Consider the following 16,687-nt stretch of genomic DNA (forward strand, 5'->3'; position numbering starts at 1 on the left):
GCAGGCCGTCCCATGCCCGACCGGGAGGGCCCACCCATGACCGGCCACCTCCCCTCACGAGGAGTGCGGTTCCTGCGTAAGCGGTGGCGGGTCGTCGTACGGCTCGGCCTGTGGTCGGTGCTGGAGACGGGGCAGAGCTTCCTCATCGGGTACGCCCCGGCCCGCGCACTCGACGACGGGTTCCTGCCGGGGCGTACGGCGACCGGGCTCGCGTGGCTCGGTGTCGCCGGGCTCGGGGTCGTGGTCGGCGCGTACGGCACGGCTCGCGTGTACGCGGCCGTCGCGGCGCTGGTCGAACCGCTCAGGGACCTGCTCGTGCGGCGGGTCGTGGGACGCGGGGTGCGCGAGGCGGACCGCGGGGCGCTGTCCGGGCTCACCCAGCAGGTGGAGATCGCGCGGGACACCTTCGCGGGGCTGGTGATGGTCTCGCGGTCGTTCGTGTTCACCGCCCTCGGCGCGCTCGCGGGACTGTTCTCGCTCGCCCCGCTGCTGCTGCTCGTCGTTCTGCCTCCGCTCGCCGCCGGCGTCGGCCTGTTCACGGCGACGCTACGGCCGTTGGCTCGCCGGCAGGAGACGTTCCTCGCGGCCGACGAGGCCCTGGCCGACCGGCTCGGTGCCGTCTGCCCCGGGGTGCGGGACATCACGGCGTGCGGTGCGGAGAGCCGGACCGCCGCCGACGTGGGTCACCTGGTGGACGCCGAGCAGCGGGCCGCGCGTTCCCTGGCCCGCTTCGGCGTCGTACGCGTGGCCGCCCTCGCCCTCGGCGGTCAGCTCCCGATCGTGCTGCTGCTCGCGACGGCCCCCTGGCTCCTCCGTCACGGTGTCACCACCGGCGCCCTGGTCGGCGCCCTCTCCTACGTCACCCAGTCCCTCCTCCCGGCCCTGCACAACCTCGTCCACGGCCTGGGCACCAGCGGCTCACGCCTGACGGTGGTGCTACGGCGACTGGCGCCGGAGGGGGGCGGAACTCGGCGGGCCGACGTGGTGAGTAAGCCGGGGTGGGGCAGGGCCGACGGGACCGGGGCGGCCGAGTCCAAGGACGCCACAGTGCCCGGCGCGCGGGTCCGCCCGGCGGGGGACAACGCATCGACCGCTCCTCCCCCGGCCGCCCTCGCCCTCTGCTCCGTCACCTTCGCCTACGGCCCCACCGCCGTCCCCGTCATCGACGGCCTCGACCTCACCCTCCCCTCCGGCTCCCACCTGGCCGTCGTCGGACCGAGCGGGATCGGGAAGTCGACGCTGACGGCGTTGGTGGCCGGGCTGCTGCAGCCGCGCAGCGGCACGGTGCGGGTGTGCGGGGCGGCCGTGTCCGGGGCGGGCGCCCTCGCGCGGCGGGTGCTCATTCCGCAGGAGGCGTACGTGTTCACCGGCAGCCTCGCCGAGAACCTCACCCTGCTGCGGCCGGACCCCGTCCCCGAGGCGGAGCTCCTCGCCGCGGCCGACGCCGTGGGGCTCGTACCGCTGCTCGAAGCGCTGGGTGGGCCCGACGGCGAGGTCGATCCCATGGCGCTCTCCGCGGGCGAGCGGCAGTTGATCGCGCTGACCAGGGCCTACCTGTCGCACGCCCCGCTGGCCCTGCTGGACGAGGCGACCTGTCATCTGGATCCGGGGGCGGAGGAACGCGCGGAACGCGCCTTCGCGGCCCGACCCGGCGGCACCCTGGTCGTCGTCGCCCACCGCATCACCTCGGCCCGGCGCGCGGGCCGGGTCCTGATGATGGACGGCCGCGACACGGCGTACGGGACGCACGACGAGCTGGTGCACTGCTCGGCGCGCTACCGCGAGCTCGTCGGTGCCTGGACGCCCGGACCGCACGCGTGCTCAGAGCCATCCCTCGCCCTGCGAGATCCGGATGGCGTCGATGCGGTTGCGGGCGCCGGTCTTGCGGGTGATGGCCGCCATGTAGTTGCGCACGGTCCCGTGGGACAGGTGCAGGCTCCCCGCGATCTCCGCGACGGACGCCCCTTCCGCGGCGAGGGATAACACGCTGAGCTCGCGCCGGGTCAGCGGCATCTCGGCGGCCTTGAGGAAGCCAAAGCCCAGCGAGTCGTCGACGAAACGTTCCCCTTGAGCCACGCGGCGGATCGCGCTCACGAGGTGGTCCGGCGAGCCCTCCTTGTCCACGTAACCGAGCGCCCCCGCCTCCAGGGCCCGCCGCAGCAGCCCCGGCCGCTTCGCGCAGGCCAGCACCAGAAGGTGCGGCGGCGTGCGGCCGATCTCCCGGACCCGCAGCTCACCGAGCGGCGGAATGCCGTACGTGTCCGAGTACTCCAGGTCCGCCGCGCACACGTCGGGACGCACCGATCGCACCCGTGCGGGGGCGCTGCGCCAGGAGGTGTCGTGGACCTCCAGGTCGGGTTCTCTTCGTAACCACTCCGCCAGCACCGAACGCACCAGACACGCGTCGTGCACCACAAGGACACGGATCACTGCCGCCCCTCCAGCTCGCCGATCGCCGTTTCCGTCGCTTTCATGGTGTTGAGCGCGTGCCCCATTGTTGGCGTTTGCGACCGGCTGTGGGCACGAAGATCCGGCCATCAGGATGCGCGGGGGCGCACGCGAGGCGCCCGCACGCCGCTTCGCGCATCGACTGTGGGGGCATGAGCACACGGCCCTGGGGTATGGGCGGGCCCGCTGCGGCCCGCGTGGCGCCGCTCGCCGTGCGCCGCGGGCCTTCTGGAGGCAGATTTGAGCCCTGAGACCCGTCGCGCGGCTCCGCGGAGGAGGTGGTCGGCGTGTCCGACGGGCAGACACCCGCCCAGGCGCCGGCGGCCGCGCGGACGCGGGTCGGCCGGCCGCTGCTGTCGCTTGCGCTGGCCTCGATGATGGACGAGGTGCACGCGCATTCCGGTGGCGTATATCTGCTGGCCGCCGACGAGCCCGTGCTGGAGATGGCGGTGATGGCGGGGCTGCCGAGGGCGTTCGCGGCGCCGTGGGAGCGGGTCGGCCTGAGCGCGCCGATCCCGGTCGCCGAGGCGGTGCGCGAGCGGCGGCTCGTCTGGATCGCCGGCGAGGAGGACATGGCGGCCCGCTTCCCGCGGATCGCCGTCGTGCTGCCGTATCCGTTCGCGCTGGCCGCACTGCCCGTGGCCACCGACACCACCGCCTACGGCGCGATCTTCGTGACCTGGCCGGGTTCGCACAAGCCGGAGCTGTCGGACCGGGACCGGGACCACCTGACCGCCGCCTGCCGGCGGCTCGCGGTGCGGCTGGAGCGGGCCTTCGAGGCGAGCCGCCCGCCCCTGCCGGAGCCCGATCTGATCGCGGGGCCCGCGTTCAGCGGCTCGGCCGGCCTGTTCGGCACGGTGGAGGCGGCGCGCATGGTGTCGCGGCTGCCGTACGGGCTGTGCTCGCTCGATCTGAACGGGCGGGTCGGTTTCGCCAATCCGGCGGCCGCCGAGCTGATCGGCCTCCCCGTCAGCCGGCTGCTCGGCAACCAGCTGTGGGCTGCGGTGCCCTGGCTCAACGACCCCGTCTACGAGGACCGCTACCGGGCCGCGCTGTTCAGCCAGCAGACCACGTCGTTCGTGGCGTTGCGCCCGCCCGGCGACTGGCTGTCCTTCCGGATGTATCCGAGCACGACCGGACTGAGCGTACGGATCAGCAGGGCGCGGGCGGTGGCGGAGATGGCGCGCCGCGGACCCCAGCCCGGCGACACTCCGTCCCGGCTGGTGACCATCTCCCAGGTGCTGAGCCTGGCCGGCGCGCTCACCGAGGCGGCGAGCGTGCAGGACGTGGTGCAGCTCGTCGCGGACGAGATCGTCCCGGCAGTCGGCAGCCAGGGGCTGGTCGTCCTGGGATCGCGGTCGGGGCGGCTGCACGTCCTGGGCCATCGTGGCTATCCCGACCCGCATGTCGTGGAGCGGTTCGACGGGCTGCCGCTGGCCGAGCGGACCCCGGGCACCCAGGCCCTGAGCACCGGCGTGCCCGCGTTCTTCGACTCACGGCAGCAGCTGGAGCGGCTGTATCCGTCGCGGTACGCGGCCCCCGACGGCTTCGCGGCATGGGCGTATCTGCCGCTCATCGCCTCCGGCCGGCCGGTCGGCACCTGTGTGCTCGCCTATGCCGAGCCGCATCCCTTCCCGGCGGACGAACGCGCGGTCCTGACCAGTCTGGGCGGGCTCATCGCACAGGCGCTGGAGCGGGCCCAGCTCTACGACGCCAAGCACCAGCTCGCGCACGGACTCCAGGCCGCCCTGCTCCCCCACTCGCTGCCGGAGCTGCCCGGCATCGAGGCGGCCGCGCGCTATCTGCCCGCGACCCAGGGCATGGAGATCGGCGGCGACTTCTACGACCTGGTGGCGACGGAAGTGGGCCCGACGGCGGCGGTGATCGGGGATGTGCAGGGCCACAACGTCACGGCGGCCGGGCTGATGGGCCAGATCCGCACCGCCGTACGGGCGTACACGACCGAGGGGCACTCTCCCGAGGAGGTCATGCGCAGCACCAACCGGCTGCTGATCGACCTCGGCTCCGATCTGTTCGCCAGCTGTCTGTATCTGTGGCTCGATCCGGCGCGGGGGCGGGCGGTGATGGCCCGTGCCGGGCATCCGCCGCCGCTGCTGAGGCGGCCGGACGGGCGGGTGCGGGTGCTCGACCTCGCCGGTGGCCCGCTGCTCGGCATCGACGGGTCGCCCGCCTATCCGACGGCGGAGGTGGACCTCACGCCCGGGTGTGTGCTCGTGCTGTACACGGACGGGCTGATCGAGTCCCCGGGTGTCGACATCGAGGACGCGCTCGCCGACCTCGGCCGACTGCTCACGCAGGCCGGTGACCGTCCGCTGGACGAACTCGCCGATCTGCTGGTGCGGCACAGCACGTCGGTGCATGAGCGGGTCGACGATGTGGCGCTGCTGCTGTTGCGTGCGCGGGGTTGAGCGGCCCGAGAGATGCCGAGCCGAGGGCCCCACACAGCGGAGCGGTCCGGCCCTCCCGCCGGGGGGCCGGACCACGTGCGTCCGCGTCACTCGGAATGAGCCCGGATCACGGGGATCCGTGTGCCGGTGTCAGGGCGTCAGTTGTTCCCGACGCCGTTGCCGACGATCTCGCCGAGGCCGTTGCCCGTGCCGTCGGCGTTGCCGTTGCCGACCTCTTCACCGGCACCGGCCTCCTCACCGGCACCGGCCTCCTCGCCGGCTCCGGCCTCTTCACCCGCACCGGCTTCCTCGCCGGCACCCGCCTCGTCACCGGCGCCCGCGCCGCCGCCCGCGGCGTCGCCGAGGGTCGCGCCGACCGCCTCCAGGGCGGTGGTCACCGGCTGGAAGAAGGTCTCACCGCCGACCGTGCAGTCGCCGCTGCCGCCGGAGGTCAGGCCGATGGCCTGCCCGTCCTGGGTGAACAGGGAGCCGCCGCTGTCGCCGGGCTCGGCGCAGACGTCGGTCTGGATGAGCCCGGTGACCGTGCCCTCCGGGTAGTTCACGGTGGCGTCGAGTCCGAGGACCTGACCGTCGCTCAGCCCGGTGGTGCTGCCCATCCGGAAGACCTGGAGGCCGACCTCGGCGTCCGCGGCCTGGCTGATGGCGACGGTCTGGTCGCCGAGGTTGACCTCGCTCGGGGCCTCGGTCGCCGGGTCGTCGTACTTGACGAGGGCGAAGTCACCGTCGCCGGGGAAGGTGGCCTGGTCGACGGTGGCGATGGGCTGGCCGCCCTCGGCGTCGGACCACTGCTCGGCCGCAACCCCGCAGTGGCCGGCGGTCAGGAAGGCGGGGGTGCCGTCGCCCGCGGTGACGTTGAAGCCCGCGGAGCAGCGTGCGCCACCGGCGAAGATGGCGTCGCCGCCGGAGAGGAACGTCTTGAAGGTGCCGGCCGACTTCTTGATGGTCGCCATGCCCGAGCCGAGGCTGTTGACGGTCGACTCCAGCGTGTCCCAGTTGTCGCCGGTGACGGTGCTGTCGGCGGTGACGAGGATCTTGTTCGTTCTGGGGTCGACCGCCCAGGCCGTACCGGGGATGGTCGCCTCGGACTTCAGGGTCTGCGCGCCGGACGCGAGCTCGGACAGGCTGTTCTCGACCTCGCGGACCTTGGCGCCGGCCTTCTTCGCCTGGACGATCACGTCGTTGTCGTCACCGGAGATGACGTTGACGACGAGCTGCTGGCTCTCCGCGTCGTAGTACGAACCGGCGAAGGCGTCGCCGAGCAGTCCCGACAGCTGCGAGGCGAGATCCGACGCGTCCGCCGACTTGAGGGTCTTGGGGGCCGCGGCGTCGTCCGACGCGCCGTCCTGCGATGCGTTTGCGTTCGGCAGCAGGATCGCCGCCGCTCCGAGCGCCACCACGCTGCCCGCCGCTATCGCGGCCTTGCGCTTCGGGATTCGCTTGTGACTCAAACTTCTCGACCTCCTGGGGGACGGGGTCTGTGCCGCCGTCTGTGCGGCAACTCTTCGGGGCGCCTGGTTGGCAGTTGGTACGCACGGGCCGGGTGGGGCGTTCAATTCCGTTTACGCGCAGCCGACTCGGCACACCGAATCGGCCAAGGACCGCGTCCCCGGGTCCGGCGGCGGGAACAATCCCTCATATGACGATGACCAGCGCCGAAGCCGACAAGATCCTCTCCGCCAACTTCGCCCCCTGGGTGCTCCAGCTCGGGCTGTCCGTCGAGGCGGTGGAGGAGAACCGCGTCATCCTGCGCATGCCCTGGTCACAGGGGCTGGCCCGGGAGGGCGGCGCGCTGTCGGGGCAGGCGCTGATGGCCGCCGCCGACACCGCGACCGTGATCGCCGTGTCGGCGGCACGCGGGGCCTACGGGCCGATGACGACGGTGCAGCAGTCGACGTCGTTCCAGCGCGCGGTGCTCGGTTCGGATGTCCTGATCGAAGCGGTCGTGACGAAATTGGGCCGCCGTATGGCGTTCGCCGACATCGCGATGACGGACGAGAGTTCAGGGGAAATCGCGGCCCGCGCCAGCACGGTGTACGCCCTTCTGGGCTGACACGATCTGCCACCGGTCAGTAACGGTCGGTGGAGAATCCCGAGCGGAATCTTGGCTTCAGGGAATCTGCACATTCAATACTCAACCAAGTCACCGGGCGCCGAGGTTCTGCACAAGGGGGCTACCGACGGTCACCCCCTTGAGGCGGGAGTGTCGGATTCGCCACCGCATCGACGGGAGGTTCCCCGGGCGGGGCAACAGCTCGTCCGAGCCGATGCTGTGACGCATGTGAAGAAGTCGCCGACAAGACGTGCCCGCGTCTGCACGGATCGGGGCCCCTGGGGCTCAAGTTCCCTGGTGGGGCCTACGTTTGATTGGAAGGCCGCACCCGCAGCGTGCTTTGATCCATCGCACCGCGGGGGCCACGAACGGTTCCCGGAAACGGGCGCCGGACGCCCGCGGTCGCGGCCGTCATCTGTCCCCAGAGGGGGCCGCTCCCCCTTGTGAAATACCCATTAGGAAGGGAAGTTCCATCATGAACTCCACCCCCCAGGTTGCGACCGTCGAGATCTCCGACGCCGAGCTGGACAACGTCTCCGGCGGCCTGCAGGTCAACGCCGTGAACGGCGCCCTCGACGCCGTCAACGGCATCGCCCCGGTTTCCGGCCTGGTCGACACGGTCGTCGGCACCGTGGAGGGTGTCACCGGCCTGAACACCGCCCCGGTTTCCGGCCTGGTCGCCGGTCTCTGATCGCACCTTTTGTCACCGCTGAGTCCCGGAGCCGTTCCCCGGCTCCGGGGCTCTTCGGGTGCCGTGGGACAGCCAGGCACCGCTCCGCAGCACGACCGGCCGCCGCGCGCCGGTCTCCACTCATCCTCAGGTGAGGGAAAGTTCCGTGCAGTTCCGCCAACAGGCCCTCGCCAAGCTCCAGTCACCGGAGGAGCTCGACCTTCCGGTGCGCTTCGCCCGCCCGCAGGGCTGGCTGGTCCTCTTCGTGACGGTGGTCGTCATGGCCGCCGCGTCCGTGTGGGCGGTGACCGGCTCGGTCTCCTCCACGGTCGGCGCGCCCGCCATCCTCACGCACGGCCAGGGCAGCTACATCCTCCAGAGCCCGGTCGCCGGCCAGGTCACCGCGGTCCTCGCCAAGCAGGGCAAGCAGCTGCCGGCCGACGCCCCCGTGCTGAAGGTCCGTACCGCCGAGGGCGAGACGGTCGTACGCACGGTCGCCGCGGGCCGGGTCACCGGGCTCGCCGCCACCATCGGGCAGATCATCTCCACCGGTGCGAACGTCGCCGCCATCGAGAAGGTCGCCCGCACCGAGGACCCGCTGTACGCGACGGTGTACGTCCCCGCCGAGAACGCGGCGTCCATCCCCGACAAGGCGGCCGTCGACCTCACGGTCTCCTCCGTGCCCACTCAGGAGTACGGCGTGCTGCGCGGCCATGTGAAGTCGGTGGACCGCTCCGCGCAGTCGGCGCAGCAGATCGCCGCGTTCCTCGGGGACAGCCAGCTGGGTGAGCAGTTCACCAAGGACGGCAGGCCGGTCGCCGTCCTGGTCAAGCTGGACAAGAAGGCGAGCACCGAGAGCGGCTACAAGTGGTCGTCCGCGGACGGGCCGCCGTTCTCCCTCACCTCCATGACCATGGCCGACGCCTCGATCCGGCTGGCCGACGAGCGTCCCGTCGATTGGCTGCTGCCGTGAGCCCCGCACAGGAGACGCGCAGCAGGCGTCGCGCCGCCCCGCCGAAGCGCCCGGTCCCCAAGGGGAAGGCGAAGACGGTCCGTACGCCCACCGTCCTCCAGATGGAGGCAGTGGAGTGCGGCGCCGCCTCCCTCGCGATGGTGCTCGGCCACTACGGCCGCCATGTCCCGCTGGAGGAACTGCGCATCGCCTGCGGTGTCTCCCGCGACGGTTCGCGCGCCAGCAACCTGCTGAAGGCCGCCCGCAGCTACGGTCTGACGGCCAAGGGCATGCAGATGGACACGGCCGCCCTCGCCGACGTGAAGACGCCGGCCGTCCTGTTCTGGGAGTTCAACCACTACGTCGTCTACGACGGCATGGGCCGCCGGTTCGGCCGTCGCGGCGTCTACATCAACGACCCCGCCAAGGGCCGCCGCTTCGTGCCCATGGAGGACTTCGACGGCAGCTTCACCGGTGTCGTCCTGGTGATGGAGCCCGGCGAGGACTTCACCAAGGGCGGGCGCAAGCCGGGCGTGCTCGGCGCGATGCCGGCCCGGCTGCGCGGCACCGCCGGCACGATGCCCGCCGCCGTCCTGGCTAGCCTGCTCCTGGTGGTGGTCGGCGCGGCGGTGCCCGCGCTCAGCCGCACCTACATCGACATGTTCCTCATCGGCGGCCAGACCTCCCTGCTGGGCGTGCTGTTCGCGTCGATGGGGACCTGCGTCGCGCTGTCGGTGGTGCTGACCTGGCTGCAACAGGCGAACCTGCTGCGCGGCCGCATCATCTCCTCGACCCTGTCGAGCGCGAAGTTCCTGCGCCATCTGCTGCGGCTGCCGGTGACGTTCTTCTCCCAGCGCAGCCCGGCCGACCTGGTGCAGCGCCTCCAGTCGAACGACGCCGTCGCCGAGACCCTGGCCCGCGACCTCGCGGCGGCGGGCGTGGACGCGGTGGTCGTCATCCTCTACGCGATCCTCCTCTACACCTACGACCCGCAGCTCACGTTCGTAGGCATAGGCGTGGCGCTTCTCAACGTGGTCGCCATGCGTGTCGTCATCCGCCTGCGCGCCACCCGCACCGCCAAGCTGCGCGCGGACAACGCCCGGCTCACCAACACCGCGTACACCGGCCTTCAGCTGATCGAGACGATGAAGGCGACCGGCGGTGAGGACGGCTACTTCCGCAAGTGGGCCGGGCAGCACGCCACCACGCTGGAGGAACAGCAGCGGCTCGGCGTGCCCAGCGCCTGGCTCGGCGTCGTCGCCCCCACCCTCGCCACGCTGAACAGCGCCCTCATCCTCTGGATCGGCGGGATGCGCGCGGTCGAGGGCGGCATATCCGTCGGTCTGCTGGTCGCCTTCCAGGCCCTGGTCACTCGCTTCACCGCCCCGATCACCCGCCTCAACGGAGTCGCCGGCCGCATCCAGGACTTCGCCGCCGACGTGGCCCGTCTCAAGGACGTCGAGAACTTCGAGGCGGACCCGCTCTACGGCCGCCCCGGCACCGGCGAGTCGACGCGTCGCCTGCACGGCCACGTCGAGCTGCAGAACATCACCTTCGGCTACAGCCCTCTCGACAAGCCCCTGCTGACGGGCTTCGACCTGACCGTGGGCCCCGGCCAGCAGGTCGCCCTGGTCGGCGGCTCCGGCAGCGGCAAGTCCACCGTCTCCCGGCTGATCTCGGGCCTGTACGCCCCCTGGGAGGGCGTCATCCGCATCGACGACCAGCGCATCGACGACATCCCGCGCGGCGCCCTCGCCTCCTCCGTCTCCTTCGTGGACCAGGAGGTGTTCCTCTTCGAGGGCACCGTCCGCGACAACGTGGCGCTGTGGGACCCGTCGATCCCCGACGACGCGGTGGTGGAAGCGCTGCGCGACGCCGCGTTGTACGACGTGGTGACGCGCCGCCCCGGCGGCATCCACAGCAGGGTCGAGCAGGACGGGCGCAACTTCTCCGGCGGGCAGCGCCAGCGCCTGGAGATCGCGCGGGCGCTGGTGCGCCGCCCCAGCATCCTCGTCCTCGACGAGGTGACGAGCGCGCTGGACGCGGAGACCGAGCTGGTCGTGATGGACAACCTGCGCAAGCGCGGCTGTGCCTGTGTGGTGATCGCGCACCGGCTGAGCACCGTGCGCGACAGCGACGAGATCGTCGTACTGGAGCACGGCACGATCGTCGAACGCGGGCGGCACGAGGAGCTGGTGGCGCGCGGCGGCGCGTACGCGGCTCTGGTCAGGGAGCGGTGAGATGACCTCCGTCCACGCAGGAGAACACGGGGGAGACCTCGTCCTCGACGCGCTCGGCCGGATGGGCACGCGCATCGACTGCACCGGCTTCAACCGGATCGATCTCGAAGGCCCGCAGGTGCTGTGGCTGGTCGCGTCCGGCGCGGTGGACCTGTTCGCCGTCGACGCCGGCCAGCAGGGCCACTGGCACCACCTCGGCCGCCTGGAGGCGGGCTCGCTGCTGCTCGGCCCGGTCCCGGGGCCGCAGCACACGCTGGTCGCCCGTCCGCTCAGGGACTGCGTCGTGCACCGCATCGGGCTGCGCGAGCTGTACCAGCCCGCGAACACCCAGACCTGGTCCTACGACGAGTACGGCAACCCGCAGTACGTCCCACCGCAGACGAGCCCCCTGGAGTACGCCCTCGCCCTCGGCGTCGGCCGCAGCCTCACCATCCTCTTCCAGGCGCCGATGGCCACCGAGCGGGCGGCGGAGGTCACCGACGACGACGTCTTCTGGATGCAGGTGCCGCCCGGGAGTGTGCAGTACGGCTCGCTGTACGGCGCGGAGGCGGCCGCCGATCTGCTGATGGACCCGGCGGTCTGGCAGTCCATGGTGGACCAGCAGTACCGCCTGCTGACCACGCTGGACCGCTGGATCGAGCAGTTGGAGCGCACCCACGAGAACCGCACCGCCGAGGGCATCAAGGCGGGCGAGGCGGTGCGTGCGCAGGCCGACCGGACGCTGCTGGCGTCCATCGGCAAGCGCGGCGACAAGCGGACGACGGCCGCCGACGCGGACGCCAGCTATGCCGCCTGCAAGCTGGTCGCCGAGGCGGCCGGGATCACCCTGTCCGAGCCCGCGCAGAGCGGGACCGAGAGCGATCGGCTGGACCCGGTGGAGCGGGTGGCCATCGCCTCACGGGTGCGGACCCGGTCCGTACGCCTCGACGGACGTTGGTGGCGGGACAACGTTGGGCCGCTGGTGGGTCACCGGGCGCTCTCGGGTGCTCCGGTCGCGCTGCTGTGGCGGCGGAGCGGCTATGTCGCCGTGCATCCGGCGACCGGCAGGGAGACGCCGATCGAGAAGGCGAACGCGGAGGAGTTCGAGCCGCGTGCGGTGATGTTCTACCGCCCGCTGCCCGACCGTGAGTTGAGCCCCCTGAGGCTGTTGCGGTTCAGCATGCGGGGCACGGGCGGCGACCTCACCAACCTGATGGTCAGCGGCCTGGTGACCGTCGCGATCGGTGCGCTGGTGCCGATCGCGACCGGCAAGGTGCTCGGCGAGTTCGTGCCGAAGGCGCAGACCGGGCTGATCGTGCAGTTCTGTCTGGCCGTGATGATCAGCAGTGTGGTGGCGGCGGCGTTCATGCTGCTGCAGAACCTGACGATCCTGCGTCTCGAGGGCCGTATCGAGGCGACGCTGCAACCGGCCCTGTGGGACCGGCTGCTGCGGCTGCCCACGAAGTTTTTCACCCAGCGCTCGACCGGTGAGCTGGCCAGCCAGGCCATGGGCATCAGTGCGATACGGCGGCTGATGGCCGGCGTGGGCCCCGTGGTCGCCTCGTCGGTGACGGTGGGCGCGATGAACCTGGCGCTGCTGTTCTGGTACAGCGTGCCGATGGCGCTGGCGGCGATCGGCATGCTCGTCGTCATCGCCGCCGTGTTCCTGGGGCTGGGACTGTGGCAGGTGCGCTGGCAGCGACGCCTTGTGGTGCTGAACAACAAGCTCAACAACCAGGCGTTCCAGACGCTGCGCGGACTGCCGAAGCTGCGGGTCGCGGCGGCCGAGAACTACGCCTACGCGGCGTGGGCGTCGCAGTTCGCGCACAGCCGTGAGCTCCAGCAGAAGGTGGGGCGGATCAAGAACCTCACCACGGTGATGGGCGCGGTGTATCTGCCGCTGTGCACCCTGCTGATGTTCATGCTGCTGGCGGGGCCGGCCCGCGGAACGATGTCGGCGGCGGCGTTCCTCACCTTCAACACCTCGGTGACGATGCTGCTGACCTCCGTCACCCAGCTGACGGGCGCGTTCGTCTCAGCGGTGGCCGCGCTGCCGCTGTTCGAGGAGATCAAGCCGGTCCTGGAGGCCACGCCGGAGGTGCGCACGGCGAGCACCCGGCCGGGCCCGCTGACCGGTTCGATCGAGGCGCGCCGCCTGTCCTTCCGGTACTCCGACGACGGTCCCCTCGTCCTGGACGACGTCTCCTTCGACATCCGGCCGGGCGAGTTCGTGGCGATCGTCGGCCCCAGCGGCTGCGGCAAGTCGACGCTGCTGAGGCTGCTGATCGGCTTCGACAAGCCGGTTTCGGGCAGTGTGCTGTACGACGGGCAGGACCTGGCGGCGCTCGACCAGTCGGCCGTGCGCCGGCAGTGCGGGGTGGTGCTCCAGCACGCCCAGCCGTTCACCGGGTCGATCCTGGACGTCATCTGCGGTACCGAGCCGTACACGCCGGAGGAGGCGTTGGCGGCGGCCGAGATGGCGGGTCTGGCCGAGGACATCAAGCGGATGCCGATGGGGCTGCACACCATCGTCTCGGGCAGCGGCGCGATCTCCGGCGGGCAGCGCCAGCGCCTGATGATCGCCCAGGCGCTGATCCGCCGGCCGCGCATCCTGTTCTTCGACGAGGCGACCAGCGCCCTCGACAACGAGACGCAGCGCACCGTCATCGAGTCCACGCGGGCCCTCAACGCCACCCGTATCGTCATCGCGCACCGCCTGTCCACGGTGCTGGACGCCGACCGCGTGATCGTGATGGAGGACGGCAAGGTCGCCCAGCAGGGCCCGCCGGCACAGCTGCTCGCGGACACGGGCGGGCGGCTGCACGAGCTGGTGCGGCGTCAGATGGCCTGAGCCGTCAGGCGTCCACGCCGGGGATGGGGGCACCGGAGGGGAATCCGGCGGCCACATAGCCGTCGTAGAGCCCCTTCCAGGGGGCCTCGGCACCGGCGTGCGGTCCCTCGAAGCGCTCACCGCGCGCGTGCGCGTCGAGTGCGGTGAGGCACACCTCCCAGCCGGCACTGTTGCGGGCTGCGGTGTTCTCGGCGTCGAGGACGTTGGTGAGGGTGAAGCGGGTGCGGCCCGCGTCCAGCGCCTCCAGGTCGAAGTGCAGCTCGTCGCCGCCCCACTCGAAGGACAGGTGGCGAGGCTCGTCGACGGCGATGACGCGCCCCGTGGAGTCCTCCATGTTCGGGTCACCGCCGAACTTGATCGTGCCGCCGGGGCGCAGCTCGATCTCGGCGCGGGACGGGAACCAGTGGGTCAGTTCGTCGGCGTCGGTCACGAACCGCCAGACGCGTTCGACGGGGTGGTGATAGGTGCGGCTGAAGCGGATGGCCGGGCGGCCGTCGTCGAGGGTCAGGTAGGTGCCGGTGAGGTCGGCGGTCATGGTGGATCAGTCCTTCGTGGTGGGTCCCTCGGGGTCGTACGAGGTGTCCTCCGGCGCCTGTCGCGCCGTCTCGTCGAGACGGCTGCCCAGGGCGTCCAGGCTGCGGTTCCACAGCGTCCGGTACGGGGCGAGCCAGGCGTCGAGGGCGGCGATCGGCGCGGGGTCGAGGGCGTAGACGCGGCGTTGCGCGTCCTGCCGCACCCGCACCAGGCCGGCTTCCCGCAGCACCTTCAGATGTTTGGAGGTGTTCGGCTGGCTGAGCCCGCATTCCTCCACGATCTCCGCGACGGACCGCGGCCGCTCCAGGAGCAGCGCGACGATGGCCCGCCGGTGGGGATCGGCGAGGGCGCTCCAGAGGGAGGCGTCGTCGGACATGAGTCCAATATGCCTCGCCGGTTATATGTCCGTCAAGGAATATGGAGCTCGGGCGGGGGCGGAGGTCACCCCGCCCTACATGAGGGAGTCAATCTCCTGCGGGCGAAATTCACCTGGTCGAGTGAACTAGATCTTGCGCGGAGCGTCGCAGGGATGCTCAACCCCGCCCACGGGTAACAACCCGGATCAAATGCGCCCCTGCCGAGGTGGAGCGGACATGACGCCGGACGCCGACGACCGCGCCCCCCATCCGACCGAGGATCCCGCCATGGACCCCACCCGGTCCACGCCACCCTCGGCGAATCCTCATGCCCGCACCCGCAGACGGGGGCCGTTCACGGTCGTCGAGGTCCTGGGCGAGATCGATCTGGCCTCGGAGGCCCTGCTCGCCGAGCATCTGAACGCCGCGGCCGTCGAACCGGAGGCGGACGTACTGGTCGACCTGCGGCAGGTGGTCTTCTTCGACTGCTCGGGGCTGCGTGCGCTCTGCCGGGCCGAGACACGGGCCAGGAACCACGGCGGTCGCCTGCGCATCGTCTCGGACGCGCCGCGGATACGGCGGCTGTTGCGCGGCGCCGGCCTACTGGGCCGCTTCCCGCTCCTCCCCGGGATCCCCGGGGAGGACGTGCGTTGACGCGATGCAACGAGGTGTCGGCCGGGCGGCCCCACTCCGCCCGGCCGACCCCCGATACGAGATCGCAGGAGTCTCCTCGGCTCGACTCGCACTCCCCATCCGCGAGCCCGTGCCGAACTGCTCGGGGACCGTGCGATCCCGGTCCCTAGAACGCGAAGAGGCTCGCTCCGTAGGAGCTCTTCACGCACTCGTTCGCGAAGGTGCGCTCATAGGAGACGCGCTGCCCCTGCCAGACACCGTCCACCGTGACGACCACCGGGTCGTACTGCTTGGTGCACAGTGCGCCCTCTCTGGCTCTCAAGGCCTCGAAGTCCCCGTTCACTCCACGCAGTTCGGCACAGGCCGAGCCCGCCGCGGGGTGCGTGCCCGAGGCCGTCGGGGCGCAGCTCAGGGTCACCGCACGTGCCGGGGAGGACAGGGCGGCGCTGTCGCCGTAGCCCACGGTGAGCACCAGGGCCGAGGGGGCGTAGAGAGAGGCGGGGGCGGCGTCGGGGGCGGCCAGGGCGGATCCGGTGAGGGGTCCGCAGACGGCGGTGGCCGTGAGAGCGAGGGTCGCTGCCCAGCGCGCGGTGTTCCGCATTGTGTGCATCCTTCCGCTTGAGTCGGGGGTGTGCCGATCCGGCGCGATCGGTGCCGGACGACGAGCGGGAGTCTGCCGAGTCCGGCTCCGAAACTCACATCGACACCACCGGTTTCGGTAACCTTGCGTATTGAATCAGTGGCGTGAAGTAACGGAGTTCGAACGTTCCAACGCCGGAACTTGGCGCCTCTTGATCGTTCCAAGTGGCCAAGTGGCCGAATTTCGCGCACTGATTAATCGGCCTGAAACATTCCGGTTGAGCCCTCGGCTGACACGCCCCCACACCCTTGCGTTCACCTCGTCGTCGAGTAATTGTGATTACATGATTACCAGTGAACAACGAGAGAAGCTGCGCGGCTGGTTCTCCGGCCGCCTGCCGGACGACCTCTTCGAGGAGCTGACCGAGGTGACGGTCGACCGCGAGGAGATCACGGTGATCGGCCGCATCCCCGCACCCCAGACGGCCGAGGGCGCCTCGGCCGCCGAGCGGGAGGCGGCCGTGGAGGGCCGGATCCAGGAGTTCCGGGAGCGCACCCGGGAGTCCCGGATCGAGGTGGCCCGCGAGGCGGAGCACCGGTTCCGCCGGAAGGTGTCCTGGGGGGTGGAGTGCGGCGGGGAGCGGGCCCTGTTCACACATGTGGCCGCCCCCGTGATGACCCGGCTGCGCCAGCCCGAACGTCAGGTTCTCGACACACTGATCGCCGGCGGGGTCGCGCGCAGCCGCAGCGAGGCCCTCGCCTGGTGTGTACGGCTGGTCCAGCGGCACACGGACGACTGGCTGAGCGAGCTGCGCGAGTCCCTGGAGAACGTCCAGCGGGTGCGGGCCCAGGGGCCGGACGGCGAGCCGGAGGACACATCCTCGGACACCGACTGATGGAGGATCCGTACACCTACGGCACCAAAGATGGATGAACCGTCCTCTGGTGAGGGCCTTGCCCACAGCC

The 16,687-nt window shown here is 71.3% G+C and carries 13 protein-coding genes and 1 pseudogene; 9 read left to right on the forward strand and 5 right to left on the reverse strand.

The window, feature by feature from the left end; all coding sequences use genetic code 11:
• Positions 1 to 420: 420 nt before the first annotated feature.
• Positions 421 to 1,581, forward strand: a pseudogene (locus tag ACFPQ9_RS07285) (ATP-binding cassette domain-containing protein); the annotation flags it as partial.
• Between the two features lie 240 nt (positions 1,582 to 1,821).
• Here ACFPQ9_RS07285 and ACFPQ9_RS07290 read toward each other — a convergent pair.
• Entirely contained in the window at positions 1,822 to 2,430 is a 609-nt protein-coding gene (locus ACFPQ9_RS07290) for a LuxR C-terminal-related transcriptional regulator (protein WP_380848506.1), read from the reverse strand.
• A 296-nt stretch (positions 2,431 to 2,726) separates the two neighbouring features.
• On the opposite strand from ACFPQ9_RS07290, the gene ACFPQ9_RS07295 reads away from it, so the two are divergent.
• The gene (locus ACFPQ9_RS07295; protein WP_380848509.1) at positions 2,727 to 4,877 is read left to right on the forward strand and encodes a SpoIIE family protein phosphatase; all 2,151 of its coding nucleotides are present in this window, start codon (positions 2,727 to 2,729) and stop codon (positions 4,875 to 4,877) included.
• A 137-nt stretch (positions 4,878 to 5,014) separates the two neighbouring features.
• Here ACFPQ9_RS07295 and ACFPQ9_RS07300 read toward each other — a convergent pair whose 3' ends face one another.
• Entirely contained in the window at positions 5,015 to 6,325 is a 1,311-nt protein-coding gene (locus ACFPQ9_RS07300) for a S1 family peptidase (RefSeq protein WP_380848512.1), read from the reverse strand.
• 188 nt (positions 6,326 to 6,513) lie between these two features.
• Here ACFPQ9_RS07300 and ACFPQ9_RS07305 point away from each other — a divergent pair, with 188 nt between their 5' ends.
• From ACFPQ9_RS07305 to ACFPQ9_RS07325, 5 genes are all read left to right on the forward strand, one after another.
• Positions 6,514 to 6,927 (forward strand): PaaI family thioesterase, encoded by a 414-nt coding sequence (locus ACFPQ9_RS07305; RefSeq protein ID WP_380848515.1) that lies wholly within the window; start codon positions 6,514 to 6,516, stop codon positions 6,925 to 6,927.
• A gap of 475 nt (positions 6,928 to 7,402) precedes the next feature.
• Positions 7,403 to 7,618, forward strand: coding sequence for a hypothetical protein (locus ACFPQ9_RS07310; RefSeq protein ID WP_030052098.1), 216 nt, complete (start codon positions 7,403 to 7,405; stop codon positions 7,616 to 7,618).
• 145 nt (positions 7,619 to 7,763) lie between these two features.
• A complete protein-coding gene (locus ACFPQ9_RS07315) occupies positions 7,764 to 8,570 on the forward strand; it encodes an HlyD family efflux transporter periplasmic adaptor subunit (RefSeq protein WP_380848519.1) in 807 nt (268 codons plus the stop codon).
• On the forward strand, positions 8,567 to 10,789 hold the full coding sequence (locus ACFPQ9_RS07320; RefSeq protein WP_380848522.1) for an NHLP family bacteriocin export ABC transporter peptidase/permease/ATPase subunit: 2,223 nt from the start codon (positions 8,567 to 8,569) through the stop codon (positions 10,787 to 10,789). Before ACFPQ9_RS07315 ends, ACFPQ9_RS07320 begins: the two co-directional genes overlap by 4 nt.
• Before the next feature lies 1 nt (position 10,790).
• Positions 10,791 to 13,619, forward strand: a complete 2,829-nt coding sequence (locus ACFPQ9_RS07325; RefSeq protein WP_380848524.1) for an NHLP bacteriocin export ABC transporter permease/ATPase subunit — start codon at positions 10,791 to 10,793, stop codon at positions 13,617 to 13,619.
• Between the two features lie 4 nt (positions 13,620 to 13,623).
• Here ACFPQ9_RS07325 and ACFPQ9_RS07330 read toward each other — a convergent pair whose 3' ends face one another.
• Complete coding sequence (locus ACFPQ9_RS07330; protein WP_380848527.1) at positions 13,624 to 14,154, reverse strand: SRPBCC family protein; 531 nt, start codon at positions 14,152 to 14,154, stop codon at positions 13,624 to 13,626.
• A gap of 6 nt (positions 14,155 to 14,160) precedes the next feature.
• The gene (locus tag ACFPQ9_RS07335) at positions 14,161 to 14,529 is read right to left on the reverse strand and encodes an ArsR/SmtB family transcription factor (protein ID WP_380848530.1); all 369 of its coding nucleotides are present in this window, start codon (positions 14,527 to 14,529) and stop codon (positions 14,161 to 14,163) included.
• Positions 14,530 to 14,746: 217 nt separating this feature from the next.
• On the opposite strand from ACFPQ9_RS07335, the gene ACFPQ9_RS07340 reads away from it, so the two are divergent.
• Positions 14,747 to 15,163 (forward strand): STAS domain-containing protein, encoded by a 417-nt coding sequence (locus ACFPQ9_RS07340; protein WP_380848533.1) that lies wholly within the window; start codon positions 14,747 to 14,749, stop codon positions 15,161 to 15,163.
• Between the two features lie 145 nt (positions 15,164 to 15,308).
• Here the strand turns inward: ACFPQ9_RS07340 and ACFPQ9_RS07345 are convergent, their stop codons facing one another.
• The gene (locus ACFPQ9_RS07345; RefSeq protein WP_380848536.1) at positions 15,309 to 15,743 is read right to left on the reverse strand and encodes a protease inhibitor; all 435 of its coding nucleotides are present in this window, start codon (positions 15,741 to 15,743) and stop codon (positions 15,309 to 15,311) included.
• 322 nt (positions 15,744 to 16,065) lie between these two features.
• On the opposite strand from ACFPQ9_RS07345, the gene ACFPQ9_RS07350 reads away from it, so the two are divergent.
• On the forward strand, positions 16,066 to 16,617 hold the full coding sequence (locus ACFPQ9_RS07350; protein WP_380848539.1) for a hypothetical protein: 552 nt from the start codon (positions 16,066 to 16,068) through the stop codon (positions 16,615 to 16,617).
• Positions 16,618 to 16,687 lie beyond the last annotated feature (70 nt).

Source organism: Streptomyces coerulescens (genome assembly GCF_042657965.1).
GTDB lineage: Bacteria > Actinomycetota > Actinomycetes > Streptomycetales > Streptomycetaceae > Streptomyces > Streptomyces coerulescens.

Excerpts from the sequence above, each read along its gene's own strand:
- ACFPQ9_RS07305 (WP_380848515.1), top strand. The coding sequence starts at position 6,514 with ATGACGATGACCAGCGCCGAAGCCGACAAGATCCTCTCCGCCAACTTC.
- ACFPQ9_RS07310 (WP_030052098.1), top strand. The coding sequence starts at position 7,403 with ATGAACTCCACCCCCCAGGTTGCGACCGTCGAGATCTCCGACGCCGAG.
- ACFPQ9_RS07325 (WP_380848524.1), top strand. The coding sequence starts at position 10,791 with ATGACCTCCGTCCACGCAGGAGAACACGGGGGAGACCTCGTCCTCGAC.
- ACFPQ9_RS07330 (WP_380848527.1), bottom strand. The coding sequence starts at position 14,154 with ATGACCGCCGACCTCACCGGCACCTACCTGACCCTCGACGACGGCCGC.
- ACFPQ9_RS07335 (WP_380848530.1), bottom strand. The coding sequence starts at position 14,529 with ATGTCCGACGACGCCTCCCTCTGGAGCGCCCTCGCCGATCCCCACCGG.
- ACFPQ9_RS07340 (WP_380848533.1), top strand. The coding sequence starts at position 14,747 with ATGACGCCGGACGCCGACGACCGCGCCCCCCATCCGACCGAGGATCCC.
- ACFPQ9_RS07345 (WP_380848536.1), bottom strand. The coding sequence starts at position 15,743 with ATGCGGAACACCGCGCGCTGGGCAGCGACCCTCGCTCTCACGGCCACC.
- ACFPQ9_RS07350 (WP_380848539.1), top strand. The coding sequence starts at position 16,066 with ATGATTACCAGTGAACAACGAGAGAAGCTGCGCGGCTGGTTCTCCGGC.